Genomic DNA, 14,151 nt, shown 5'->3' with positions numbered 1-14,151 from the left:
ATTATAGCTGATAGGCGTTGGCGTGCCGGGGTCTCATTAGAATTAGGCTTTTTGCCGGAGAAGGTATAGGACTAATGCTTTTCCGCTCTAATACAGAAAAATAGCGCCAAGTCACTATTTCAGTTTGGCGCTACTTTTCAATTTAGATAAGTTCTTTTTTTCGTCGGACCACGATGAGTATCACAAGTCCGCCCATTGCGAGCGCCAGGCCCAAATAGGCAGCAATATCACCTGCTTGCGTGTAGACAGTAATTTCTTCATTTAAATTAATTTCCTGATTTAGGGCTGCAGGCTGCCACCATTTAGTCTGTTGTACAATATCGCCACGTTGATTGATAAAGCCTGAAATCCCTGTATTTGCCGATCGGGCAACCCAGCGCCTGTTTTCAATCGCACGCAGTTTTGCATACTGTAAATGCTGGTCTTTACCCGAAGTATTGCCCCACCAGCCATCGTTGGTGATGATCGCAATAAACTGAGCGCCTTTTTTGACATATTGGGAAACATAATTGCCCCAGATGGATTCATAACAGATTACGGGTGCGGCACCAATACCGCTTTGGGCATAAAATACCGAAGGCTCAGCCTGTTTTCCATAGCCACCTGTCGTACCGCCGAACGCTTTAAATAAAGGTTTCAGGAAGTTCATCGCTGCGCCAAAAGGCATTTGTTCTACGCCAGGCACGAGTTTGGACTTATGGTAAAACTGAAGTTTGGAGGAATAATCGATCAATGTTGCAGCATTGAAATTATCCTGGTAAACATTGGGTGCTATTTCACGTGCAGTAGGTGTTTTGGAATAGTTGTACAACTGATAACTTTCAATACCTGAAAGTACATTGCCATTTTTATATTGATCTAAAAATTTTAAAATGCGCTGGTAAGAATAGGTTTCTCTAAAGTTTTCCTCGTCAAAATCGCCGTTCTGTGAAAGTGCAGTTTCAGGCCAGATAAAAAACTCCGTATTGGGTTTGGCGACTGAATTTGATAAGGAGAATAAGGTGTTTAATTGTTCCTCGGGACTTAAATGGAATTTAATATAAGGGTCAATATTCGGTTGAACAACAACAATCTGCGCGGGATTCTGATGTTCTTCGTAGTTGAAGTAACGTATCAGTGAGTAGGCGCTGGGAACCAACAATATAGTCGCCAAAGAGGCAATCGGGACAATCTTACGTTTGATGGGATAAAGTCCTTTTCCATTGAGGTAAAGTGTAAATACCAAGATATTGACGAGCCAGATCCATATTGTTCCGCCATAGACCCCTGTGATGTCGTACCATTGGATCAATTGGTGGAAACTTGCGAAACCATTGCCTAAAGTCATCCACGGGAAGGCTAAATCCCAGGATTCGTGTAGAAATTCATAGCTTATCCAGAATCCCATTAATCCGAAAAGGGATAACAGGATGTTCGTTTTGCGTCGTAATTGCCCATATAGCCTGAAAGCCAGCGCCATTAAAGCGGCGCCAAGACAAAAAGGGATCAGACTGATGACAACAGCTGCAAAAGGTGGCATCACTGCTGAAATAGAGTTGTATACCCAGTAAATGGAAGCCGTGTTCCAAATAACAGCCGTGAGTCCCGCTGTAAGAAATACTTTACGACCTTTTCTTTTGAATGTTTCATTGCGGATAATGTTTTCCACAGCAATTAGTAGTGGAACAAACCCAACAAATAGCAATGGACTGGAATAAGGGATTGGAGGCCAGCCGAACCACAATAAAAAGGCACTTAAAAGTGCCAGTAGATAGTTGTTTTTCACTATATATTTTCTTCCATTTATGATTATAAACTGGATAAAACTTCTCTCTTTTTGCTCTCGTATTCCTCTTGGGTAATTAATTGTTTGTCGAAGAGTGTTTTTAATTTTTTGAGCTTTAAGGTAATTTCATCATCTTCCTCTTCTTTTGCGGCAGCTGGTGGGGCGATAGGAGCTGCCGAAACTGGAGGAACAGCAGGGGTAGATCCGATCGGTTGTTGAGGTTGAATTGACGCCGGCGGAGTTGGCTGAGCCGACCCATAAGATTGTGGAGCAGCCGGAGCTGTAAATGCTGGCTGAACAGGCGTATTATTTTCTGGTCGTTCGACAATCACTTCCTTCGCAACCGTTGGAGCAATAACTATTTTTTCTTTTTCGGCCGCCAATTCCGCTTTTTTATAGTTTTCAAGGGCGGCTTTAATATATTGATACAATTTCCTAGCCTGAACTTTAGGGATATAGTCTATGCTTAAATTTTCGCCCGTAAATGGAATAACCGTAACTTTTGAACCGAATATTTCTTCCTTAAAGGCAATATCCTTGATATCTTGCCAACCGAATATTTCAAAATCAGTAGCCAGACCCAGTTTAGTAAATTCGCACATAAATATGCGCTTATTACTGATGGTGATACTATCTGGTAAAATAGTAACTGCAGGTTTCTTTTGAACTGCAATATAATCTATTTTTTCCCCTGGAGTAAGCATATCTTGGACTTTAGTAACCAATTTTTCAATGATTTTTATGTCCTGCCCGTCCTGTGCAAATTGTTCCATGTTCATGTCAAATACTTTTTAATACCTAAAGATTGTCAAAATTTATTCCAATCCTGCTACACAAAATACAAATTCTCCTTTAATCGGATTGTTTTCAAAGTGTAATTTTAAATCAGTTAATGTTCCGCGAACATTTTCTTCATAGAGTTTGCTTAGTTCGCGCGATATCGAAGCTTGTCTTTCTGCGCCAAAAACTGTGATAAATTCTTCGATGGTTTTGAGAATACGATGTGGCGACTCGTAGAAGATCATCGTTCTTTTTTCCTCTGCCAAAGCTTTTAAGCGCGTTTGCCTTCCTTTTTTTACGGGTAGAAAACCTTCAAAGCAAAAACGGTCATTGGGAAGCCCCGAATTGACAAGGGCAGGTACAAAAGCTGTTGCTCCTGGTAAGCACTGCACTTCGAGCCCTTCTTTGATGGCCTCACGTACCAGCAAAAATCCCGGATCTGAGATTGCCGGTGTCCCTGCATCCGAAATCAAAGCAATGTTTTGCCCTTCTTTCAGGAATTTAATGATTTCAGATACCGCTTTATGTTCATTGTGCTGATGATGCGCAAATACTTTTTTGTCGATTCCAAAATGCTTCAAAAGCGGAGCGCTGGTCCTTGTATCCTCTGCTAAGATGAGGTCCACTTCTTTCAGGACATTGATCGCACGGAACGTCATGTCCTCCAGATTGCCAATAGGTGTTGGAACTAAATATAACATGGTCAAAGTTAAGTTTTTTTTGCTATATTCAATGTTAAAACATTCTGTGCTTTTTGAAGTTCTATTTATAATAAATGCTAAGAATACATTATGCAATACATTGAAAAAATTCAAGCACACTTAGGTGCTGAAGCGAGTTATTTGTTAGAATTCGATCGACCCGCAGTTTCCAAATCAATGCTTCACCTACCGGCGGCAAGTTTTATCGATCAGGTCTATACTTCGAGTGATCGTAGCCCGCAGGTCTTGCGGAGTTTGGGGCAACTTTTTGGAACGGGACGGTTAGCCAATACTGGCTATCTTTCGATATTGCCTGTGGATCAGGGAATCGAACACAGTGCGGGAGCTTCCTTTGCACCAAACCCGCAGTATTTTGATCCGGAAAATATTGTCAAGCTAGCTTTGGAAGGAAATTGCAATGCCGTGGCATCTACCTTTGGTGTTTTAGGAGCCGTTGCCCGAAAGTATGCGCACAAGATTCCGTTTCTGGTTAAAATCAATCATAATGAACTATTGACTTATCCCAATCGAGCCGACCAGATCCTGTACGGAACAATTCGCGAAGCCTGGAATATGGGGGCAGTTGCGGTAGGGGCGACCATATATTTTGGATCTGAGGAATCAGACCGTCAGATTATCGAAGTTGCAAAAGCATTTGAGGAAGCACATTCTTTGGGGATGGCCACTGTGTTGTGGTGTTATCTGCGCAACTCGGCGTTTAAAGTAGGTGATAAAGATTATCATTTAGCTGCAGACCTGACTGGACAGGCCAATCATTTGGGCGTAACGATCAAAGCGGATATTATTAAGCAAAAACTACCCGAATTGAACGGTGGCTTTAAAGCATTGAATATGGGTAAAAGTAGTTATGGAAAGCTGGATGAACGCATGTATACGCAGCTTTCTTCCGATCATCCTATTGATTTGTGCCGCTACCAGGTACTTAATTGCTTTGCCGGTCGGGCTGGCTTAATCAATTCTGGTGGGGCCTCGGGACAGAATGATATCCAGGAAGCTGTAAAAACTGCGGTTATCAACAAGCGTGCAGGCGGTACAGGGTTGATATCTGGCCGTAAGGCTTTCCAAAAGCCAATGAATGAAGCCGTCGCATTATTACATGCTATTCAGGATGTTTATTTATGCGATGAAGTAAGCATTGCTTAGCAAATGTACATCACAATGAGTTCGTCAGGTTGAATCTTATCACAAGCTTGTCGTATAGATCGAATTGTAGAGCGTATCGATTAGGTGCCTAATGGATACGCTCTTTTTATGGATCATGGGTTGTAAAAATCGATACCATGGAGGACTAGTCTTCCATAGCCTGCTGGATGTTAGCCGGTGCGGTGTGATGGAAATAGAGCGCCGTAAAGCAGTCAAAAAGCCTTTTGGATGGTGCTTTAGGAATAAAATTGCTTGTAAATAAAGGCAAATTTATCTAAGTTTGTTCACTATTTTAAATAACACATTTATATTATGTTGCAATTAAATTATATCCGTGAGAACAGGGATACGGTAATCGAAAGATTGGCTGTCAAGCATTTCAAGGAAATTGGATTGGTCGACGAAATCATCAGTTTAGATGAAGATCGCCGTAAGATCCAATCGGAATCTGACGCACTTTCGGCAGAGGCTAATGCGGCGGCAAAACAGATTGGAGATCTGATGCGCCAAGGAAAAAAAGAAGAAGCTGAAACCGTTAAATCCAAATCCTCGGGATATAAGGAGCAAGTGAAGCAACTTTTGGAACAATTGGGTACCATTGAAGCCGAATTGAATGAGAAGATCGTACAATTACCTAATTTACCGCATCAATCCGTTCCAGCAGGTGTAAGTGCTGAGGACAACGAAGTAGTTTTGAACCATGGCGAAATCCCGGCTTTGTCGGAGGATGCATTGCCGCATTGGGAATTGTTGAACAAATATGATATTGTTGATTTAGAGCTTGGTGTAAAAGTTGCCGGTGCGGGTTTTCCTATTTATAAAGGTAAAGGCGCTAAATTGCAACGCGCACTGATCAATTTCTTTTTGGATCAGGCAGCAGAAGAAGGATACGAAGAAGTACAGGTGCCCATTTTGGTCAATGAAGATTCTGCATTTGCTACGGGACAATTACCGGATAAAGAAGGACAGATGTACTATGTGGGTAACGACAATCTGTATTTGATCCCTACAGCCGAAGTTCCCGTCACCAACATTTATAGAGACGAGATTGTAAAAGAAGGGCAGTTTCCAATCAAACATTGTGCTTATACACCATGTTTCCGTCGTGAAGCAGGTTCTTATGGCGCACATGTACGTGGATTAAACCGGTTACACCAATTTGACAAAGTGGAGACGGTACAGATTGTACATCCTGAAAAGTCTTATGAAGTGCTGGAAGAAATGAGTTTATACGTACAGCGTCTTTTGCAGAAATTAGAGCTTCCTTACCGTGTATTGCGCCTTTGTGGTGGAGATATGAGTTTTACTTCTGCATTGACCTATGACATGGAAGTGTATAGTTCTGCTCAGAAGCGCTGGTTAGAGGTATCTTCCGTTTCCAATTTTGAAACTTATCAGGCGAATCGATTGAAAGTCCGTTTTAAAAATGCTGATGGAAAGATGCAGTTGGCTCATACATTGAACGGTTCGGCATTGGCTTTGCCACGTATTGTGGCAGCGATATTGGAGAATAATCAAACAGAAAAAGGAATTAAAATACCTGCAGTTTTGGTGCCTTATACCAAATTTGAATACATCGATTAAATAACAATAAATAAGTCGTCTTTAGACTTATTTAATATGCATATGAAAGACGCTCAGCCTGAGAAGGTAGAGCGTCTTTTTTTTGTTATTATTGATAGTAAATACCGGAAAAATTGTTAACTAAATCTGCTTCAAACGTCTTAACAATTGTTGTTTTAGGCTTTCCATTGTTAGGCACTACATCGAAAGAAATTCTAATATATGTGTTAATCTCACCGATTTGAAATTTAACTGGTCCGGGATTTGTTCTCGTCCAGAATGCAAAAATTAACGATGATCCAGTTACTACTTTTTTTGTGCTCCCAATGTATTCTATTGTACTAGGAGATTGTTCAAAATCATAAGGAGCAATATCAGACAAATCATCTGTTACAACTTCGACCTGATAATTTTGTATTGTTGCTCCTGAAAGCGTGTTGTTAATTATATCAGGATTTGTTATAAACTGAAACGATTCTTTGTCCACAGTGTAAGAAACTGCATATTTCTTCTGCATTACATCATCTCGAGGTGGCTCCAAGGAAGGTGTAAAATCTTTGGCAATAATTTTCGGTTTGGCAGAAATGTTGAAAATCCCTAGTTTGCCAGAATAGTTAGGTATATCGCCAGGGGCTTGTGAGAGTCCTTGAGTCCCTGATATAAAAAGAGATGTGGAGAAAAGTCCATTGGGATCGTGTTTTATTGATCCAGTTAATTGCATCTCAGTGTCCATTATTAGGTTCACTTTTTGTTCCGAAAATCCTCCTCCATTACCGCCAGTAACAAGTGAAGTCATAGCGTTAAATATACTTGAACCACCAGTTTTTAAATTCTTACTAGCAGCATCTTCTATACCTTTTTTTACGTTTTCGAGCTTGACTGGACCAAAACTTTTTGAAAAGAAATTTCCAAGAATTTTAGCTCCGGCAGCATAGGTTCCTATTCCTCCAGTTCCTAAATTAATGGCTCCTGAAACCAGTTGACCAAGAAAACTAGTAGTTGGTTTGGGAGTTTGTACAGTACCATTTATTTCCCCTTTTTGTATTCCGTCTAAATTAACTTGATCGATGCTTGTTGAAAACATGTTCCATCTCAATTGATTAGTAGTATAGCTCTTATTTTCTAAGCTAGGATCATATGCTAGTTGAAACTCTTCAGCGTACCAAGCCCCACTTTGGTAAATTTTCTCATGTTGTACCTTTGATATTGTTGTAGGTCTAGTACCGAAATCAATAGTTTCCTGGTTGTCAAAACTTAGAATATTCGAGTTGTTCTCTGTACCTTTTAAATCAAGTTGAAAAGTCACTTGGCTTGTTTCGACTCCTGATTTAGGCATGAAATAATAATAAATTCTCATAATTCCTCTATATCTGTTATAGAGGACAAAGTAAGGTGCGTCTACTTCTTTACTTTCATTAATTGTGTTAAAATACATTACCCAACCATCTTCTGGTTTGTAATCACTCAAGTAATCTGTCGGAAATGCTCTAGAGGCTCCGCCTGACCAAGGGGCTGGAATAATTTGGTTTGGACCATTTTTAAAGGAAGAAAGATTACTCCAATCCAGAGAAGGGGAAGGAGTGTTGGCTTTTACTACAATACCATCTGTAGGTAATGTTTGTTCAAGATTTTTACTGCATGAACTAATACTCAAAGTGAGTGTGCTTACGGCAAAATAGATAATTTTTTTCATTTTTTTATAAAAATTAATTCTATTGTGCAATATACTTTTTTGTAGTTTATAATAGGGTTTTTAATGTAAATTCTATTTAAATGTTACATTTAGGGAAATAAATATCTTTTATAATATTTTGATTTACATTTGGTTTGTATTATTCCTAATTAAAGCTTGATTCGTTGTAACTTTGGTTTATTATGAAAATTTTTTTTAATGGATTATTAACCTTGCACATAATTATAAGAAATAGTGTATAAATATTAGTCTTTTATTAATGTTGCTGTTTAGAATTATTATAAATTAATCATCTTTTTTATATAAAAGAATAATAATATAGCATGTTAATTTTTTTTGTAATATTATTAATATTTTGTTAATTATAGTTCATTCAGTATAAAATTCTGCATGTAATCTGTTTAAAGAGTTTTTATTCTAAAATGATTCTCTTCTATTAATTTGTAAAATTGTAAACTTATTATTGCGGTATTTTCTGTTTTCTGGAGATTATGTTAAAAAACTTGTAAAAGCAACTTAGGCTTTATATATTTGACACCGCTAATAAAAATCGCACTAACTATTATTTACTGTAAATGCTGAAAAGAGCAAATTTTACAGCTGGATATTTATCTAAGGATTGACCCTGCATCTACCTGGGCTTGCTTTTCCAATAATATTTTCAACTGTTACTGAATGAACTTCAAGAGCATGTTATGCTTTTTGTTGTTTATTGTCTAGACAATTTATGTTTAGACGATTATAATAACGGATATAATTTATATCAAAATAAAGGATTAGAAAAATAATAAAATTAACTAACTAAAACATGAAACAAACATTACTAAGTTTTCTTGTTGGCGGTATGATTCTGACTTCGGTTGCATTCGCTCAAGAAAAAAAGATTAGTGGTCGTGTTACATCTGCTGACGGTAAAGCAATACCCGGGGTAACGGTAGTTGTGCAAGGGACTAATCAAGCAACACAAACGGATGCTAATGGTAATTATTCTTTAAATGTCCCGGCGGGTAAAGTTGTTGTATTCCGTTCCGTTGGTTTTGATGATAAAACCATTATCGTTAATAACAACAGTGCGGTATTCAATGTTTCTTTGGATAACCATAATAATGCATTGGAAGAAGTTGTTGTAACAGGTATGGGGCAATCTCGTCAAAAACGAGCATTAAGTTACGCAACGCAAGAAGTAAAAGGAGATAAACTGACTGAAGCTGCCAACAGTAATTTGGCAACTGCGTTACAGGGTAAGGTGTCGGGGGTACAAGTGACGCCTTCGTCGGGTATGCCTGGGGCGTCCGCCAATATTACAATTCGGGGTGCGCGCTCATTTACTGGTAATAACTCTCCTTTATACGTTGTTGATGGATTGCCAATTTCATCTACTTCCGATGTGTCTACAGGTAATTCAGTTTCAGGTGCGGATTATTCTTCTAGAGGTTTGGATATTGATCCAAATGACATTGAAAGTATCAACATCTTGAAAGGTCAAGCAGCATCTGCGTTGTATGGTATGCGGGCTTCAAATGGAGTGATCATCATTACAACGAAGAGCGGAAAAGGAAAACAAGGTAAACCACAGATCTCCTACAACTCAAACGTATCATTTGATAAAGTAGCTGTATTACCAGATTTTCAAACGACATACGCTCAAGGGATTAATGGTGAATATTCGCCTTTGGCGTCAACATCATGGGGACCTGCAATTCCAGAATTGAAAAATGATGCCAAATATGGAGGTAATACAGTAAATGATTACACCAATAAATATGGTAAGCACGAAGGAATGTATTATGTTCCTCAAAGAGCAAATGCAGGAATGGATCCTTGGGTTACGCCACAAGTTTATAATAATGCAAAAGATTTCTTCAATATAGGTAACACTTTCAATAATTCCTTTAACATCATGCAAGGTTTTGACAAGGGAAGTTACGCGATGTCTTTGGGCGCTACCAATGCCAATGGTATTGTTCCTTCAACAGGTATGGATCGTTATACAGCAAAATTATCCGGTGAAGCAAAACTATCTGATAAATGGACAACGGGTTTTACGGGTAATTATGTGAATTCACATATTTCAAAACAAACTGGGGCAAATAATGGTATCATTGCGACCTTATATGGGGCGCCAGCATCATATGATTTAAAGGGTATACCTTCGTATTATCTAGATAATCCAACGAAACAGAATACTTATCGTGGTACAACTGGTTTTGATGGAGTTTATTGGGCTACAGAACATAATAAATTTACGGAAGATACGCAACGCTTCTTTGGTAATGGATTTGGTCAGTACGCTACTAATTTGGGCGAAAATCAAAAATTAACATTGAAATATCAGGCTGGGGTTGACTCTTATACTTCTAATTATACTGACCTTTGGGGGTACGGCCATGCGAACGGTAAAGGGGAAGTAGAAAACTATCATTTCTCTGTTACAGAATGGAACTCCTTGGGTACGGCAGCATACAATTGGAAGATCAATGACGATTTGGTATTTGATGCGATGATCGGTAATGAAATTGTGAATCGTGTTCGTAGAAGAGATTATGGCTATGGAATGAATTTTAATTTTCCAGGCTGGGACAATATCAATAATGCTTCTACAGTAACTGCAGAACAAACATTACGTCATACACGCACCTTTGGTACCTTTGGTAGTTTGGCACTTGCCTATAAAAACATGTTGTTTTTAAATGCAACTGGCCGTAACGATATTGTTTCGTCAATGCCTAGAAACAATCGTTCATTCTTCTATCCATCTGTTTCAGCAGGTTTTGTCTTCACCGAACTAGAGGGAGTTAAAAACTCTGTACTCACGATGGGTAAATTAAGAGCCTCGTATGCAGAAGTTGGACAAGCTGGTGATTATTATGAAAATTACTTTGACAAACCTACTTACGGTGGCGGTTTCTCGAGTGGTACACCTATCCTTTACCCAATTAACAGTGATGGTGTCACTTCTTACACTTCCTATCCAATTGTTTATGATCCAAATTTGAAGCCACAAAATACACAGGCGTTTGAATTGGGAACTGACCTGACATTCTGGAATGGTTTAATCAATCTTAACTATACCTTCTCTCGTCAGAATGTGAAAGATCAAATTTTTGAAGTGCCTTTGGCTGCTTCTACAGGATATTCGAGCTTAGTAACTAATGGTGGTAAAATACATACCAATTCGCATGAGCTAACGTTAGCTGTTGCGCCGTATCGTTCAGGTGATTTCAAATGGGATTTCGCATTTAACTTTACTAAAATTGACAACTATGTTGATGAGTTGAAAGAGGGTGTAAACAGTATCTTCATGGGTGGTTTCGTTGAACCGCAGGTTCGTGCAGGTATCGGTTACAAATTCCCTGTAATTTACGGCGTATCCTATTTGAGAAATGATGCAGGACAGATTGTTGTTGATGCAGATGGCCTACCGCAAGCGGGTGAAGAGAAAGTAATCGGTAAAGTTTCTCCTGATTTCAATTTAGGTTTCAATACAAACTTTGAATACAAAAAAATTCGTTTATCAGCTGTCTTGGATTGGAAGCAAGGAGGCCAGATGTTTCACGGTACTTCGGGTGTAATGGATTACTATGGTGTTACTCAAAAATCTGCTGATTTCCGCAGTGGACAACCTTTCTTGTTTGAGCTTCCGGCGGTAAAAGAAGTTTCTCCGGGTGTTTACGAAAAGAATGATATTTTGATCGACCCTTCCAATGCTTTAGATTATTTCACCGCTATGAATGGTATTTCCGAATCTTCGATTCGTGGGACTTCCTTCGTAAAATTACGTGAGATCGCAGTTGGATATCCTGTTTATCAGAACTCAAAGATTAAAGTAGATGTGAATGCTTTCGCACGTAACATTATTCTTTGGTCTGAATTAAAAGGTTTTGATCCTGAAGTTTCTCAGGGAAATACAAATATGTCTGGTGCATTTGAGCGATTCTCACTTCCGGGAACATCGAGCTATGGTTTAGGTGTTAATGTTAAATTTTAGAATTAGATCATGAAATTAAAATTAAATATCGTAGGATTGTTGGCTATGGGGCTTTTGTCTTCGTCAGCATTCTTTACAGCTTGTTCTGAGGATGCGATGGACAAGATAAATGAAAATGTGAACAAACCAGGGGATGTACAAGCTAAATTTATCCTAACTGATGTGATTACAAGAACAGCATTTTCTAATGTTGGTGGAGACTTCAATACCTATTTATCGACTTATGTTGAACATGAGGTAGGTACTTATAATCAGCTTTGGAATGCCGAACATCGTATTAATGAACCTCAAAGGGCTTCCACGTTCAATAATACTTGGGGAAATGTATATACCGCTTTGAAGGATGCGCGCATGGTTATCGAAAAATGTTCTGAGGGAGGAAATCAAGCTGGTAATTACGCAACTTTAGGTATGGGGCAGGTAATGGCTGCTTATAATCTTGCTTTGTTGACTGATATGTTTGGCGATGCGCCGTATTCTGAAGGTTTTAAACCTTTAGAAATTCGCAATCCAAAATTGGATAAGCAAGAGGAAATCTACAAGCAAGTAATTGCTTATTTGGATGCTGCAATCGAGAATTTACCTAAAGGGGATACACACGGGTCAGGTGGAGCTGGTACCAATGATTTGCTTTATCAGGGGAATGGGGCTAAATGGCTGAAATTTGCTTATGGTTTGAAAGCTCGCTATGGTATGCGACTTTTAAAGGTGACTACTGATAAAACTAAAGCGTTGAATGCGATTCTTTCAGACATTGAAAAATCATTCACAGCAGCAAGTGATGAGGCAAAGTTTGCACAATATAATACAAATAACTTAAACCCATTATTTGACTTTCAATGGTCGAGAGATGGATTGGCGGCTAGTAAAAGTATTGCTGATAAAATGATCGAACGAAAAGATCCTCGTTTGAACAGAGAGTTTATGACTCCAAAATGGGTGCAGGTCAATGATATCGCTACAGGAAATGCATCTTACAAATTATTGGCCGTAAATGGGGAAAATGATCAAGTACAATATCGTTATTTGACATCTACATTTGTTTTTTCACAAACAGCACCAACGCAATTGATGAGCTATCACGAATTATTGTTTTTGAAAGCTGAGGCAATGCAGCGTTTGGGGCAGGGAGCATCAACAATTGAATCTGTTTTGAAATCCGCAGTGACAGCTGCGATAGCAAATTCTGAAGTTTCGGTTAAAGCGGCATTCAATGCGCCTACCGTTATTGCTAATGGTACAATTACAGAAACTACCGCGGCGTTAACAGCTACCGATGCGGCTAGTTATTTTGATAAAAATGTAAAACCATTATTTGTGGCGAATCCGTTAAAAGAAATCGCGAATCAGAAATATTTAGCTTTCTTTGGTGCATCAGGTGAATCTACAGAGATGTATAATGATATCCGTCGTTGGAAAGCAAATGGTGAAAATCTGATCGAATTGAAAAATCCAGGTAAATTTCCATTGCGTTTACCATATGGTAATGATGATACCACAACGAATCCGAATGTTCAAGCAGCATATGGTGATGGACAATATGTGTATACAGAAAATGTTTGGTGGGCAGGCGGTACACGCTAGTCTCAGCTGAAAATTTAAAATGAAAAGCGATCTCGAAAGAGATCGCTTTTTTTATGTTATTTTTTGTGGTTTCTGAACTTTTCAATGAGTACATTAAAAAGACTGAATGTCCAAAATACGATTCGCAATAAGTTTTTACGACTCCGTGTTCAATTTTGTGGATAAAGGATTGGTATTGTTGAAAACACCCAATACAAATGCAGTGACGACTCAGGATGTGTTGTTAGCTGTGATTTGACAGCATGGACTGCTTTTGGAATAGTCATTAACAAACAAATTATGAATACCCTGAAATTTTTGGTCCTTCTAAGACTTTATAGCGTGTTAAACAATACTAAGCATTAGGAACTATGTAAATCAGGCAAATGTTAAGGCCACTTTCTTCGGACTTTTGCCTGACCAACTTCTCCCCAACTTCTACCTTTTATACAGTCGGCCTTGAGTTTTCATCGGCTGTTCCTTTGATTTTTTCCGAGGGTGACCCGAAGCCCACCCGAAGAAATACCGAGCAATGGTGGGAGAAAGGTAGAAGTTGGTTAGGTATTCGTCAAAAGATGATCGACTGTAGGATGACTCTAGGTTCCCCCTTGTTAAGACCTTGCTATACACGAGACAACTAAAGGATTGCACAAGGCACACTCAGAAAAATGATGCCTTTCAGAAGGCGCATAACATTAAGTTGGCTCATGGAGTGGAATCGAAAGGATTGATTTTAAAGTATTTTAAGTTAGTTTGTGAGGTTTGAATGCTTTGTGATGACACCTTTCTTCAGTTCGATAAGCTTAATCGCTCAACGGGCTTTAAAACGCTTTTCATTCTTTGCAATTCACATGCGTGTGTATCGCATGTCCCTAGCCAACTGTTTTGGAGGCGTGATGGTAATACAAACTAATAATGGGAAAATTTCGAGTGA

General features: G+C 38.8%; 8 protein-coding genes. 4 read left to right on the top strand and 4 right to left on the bottom strand.

The window, feature by feature from the left end; genetic code table 11:
- Positions 1-142: 142 nt before the first annotated feature.
- The 3 genes from lnt to rsmI are packed head-to-tail and all read right to left on the bottom strand — an operon-like array spanning position 143 to position 3,246.
- On the bottom strand, positions 143-1,765 hold the full coding sequence (lnt, locus tag OK025_RS02215) for an apolipoprotein N-acyltransferase (RefSeq protein ID WP_317668171.1): 1,623 nt from the start codon (positions 1,763-1,765) through the stop codon (positions 143-145).
- A gap of 23 nt (positions 1,766-1,788) precedes the next feature.
- Entirely contained in the window at positions 1,789-2,544 is a 756-nt protein-coding gene (locus tag OK025_RS02210) for a PH domain-containing protein (protein WP_317668170.1), read from the bottom strand.
- A 36-nt stretch (positions 2,545-2,580) separates the two neighbouring features.
- Positions 2,581-3,246: a 16S rRNA (cytidine(1402)-2'-O)-methyltransferase gene (rsmI, locus tag OK025_RS02205; RefSeq protein WP_083663502.1), complete on the bottom strand. Its 666-nt coding sequence runs from the start codon at positions 3,244-3,246 to the stop codon at positions 2,581-2,583.
- Between the two features lie 90 nt (positions 3,247-3,336).
- Between rsmI and OK025_RS02200 the strand changes: the two genes are divergently transcribed.
- Entirely contained in the window at positions 3,337-4,410 is a 1,074-nt protein-coding gene (locus tag OK025_RS02200; RefSeq protein WP_317668169.1) for a class I fructose-bisphosphate aldolase, read from the top strand.
- A 312-nt stretch (positions 4,411-4,722) separates the two neighbouring features.
- Positions 4,723-5,994 (top strand): serine--tRNA ligase, encoded by a 1,272-nt coding sequence (serS, locus tag OK025_RS02195; RefSeq protein ID WP_317668168.1) that lies wholly within the window; start codon positions 4,723-4,725, stop codon positions 5,992-5,994.
- 88 nt (positions 5,995-6,082) lie between these two features.
- Here serS and OK025_RS02190 read toward each other — a convergent pair whose 3' ends face one another.
- Positions 6,083-7,666, bottom strand: coding sequence for a hypothetical protein (locus tag OK025_RS02190; RefSeq protein WP_317668167.1), 1,584 nt, complete (start codon positions 7,664-7,666; stop codon positions 6,083-6,085).
- Positions 7,667-8,474: 808 nt separating this feature from the next.
- On the opposite strand from OK025_RS02190, the gene OK025_RS02185 reads away from it, so the two are divergent.
- Both OK025_RS02185 and OK025_RS02180 read left to right on the top strand, forming a co-directional pair.
- Positions 8,475-11,654, top strand: a complete 3,180-nt coding sequence (locus tag OK025_RS02185; protein ID WP_317668166.1) for a SusC/RagA family TonB-linked outer membrane protein — start codon at positions 8,475-8,477, stop codon at positions 11,652-11,654.
- Positions 11,655-11,663: 9 nt separating this feature from the next.
- Complete coding sequence (locus OK025_RS02180; RefSeq protein ID WP_317668165.1) at positions 11,664-13,238, top strand: SusD/RagB family nutrient-binding outer membrane lipoprotein; 1,575 nt, start codon at positions 11,664-11,666, stop codon at positions 13,236-13,238.
- Positions 13,239-14,151: the final 913 nt, after the last annotated feature.

Origin of the sequence: Sphingobacterium sp. UGAL515B_05, assembly GCF_033097525.1 — a bacterium.
Classification (GTDB): Bacteria; Bacteroidota; Bacteroidia; order Sphingobacteriales; family Sphingobacteriaceae; genus Sphingobacterium.
This window is presented reverse-complemented; position numbering and strand designations above follow the sequence as displayed.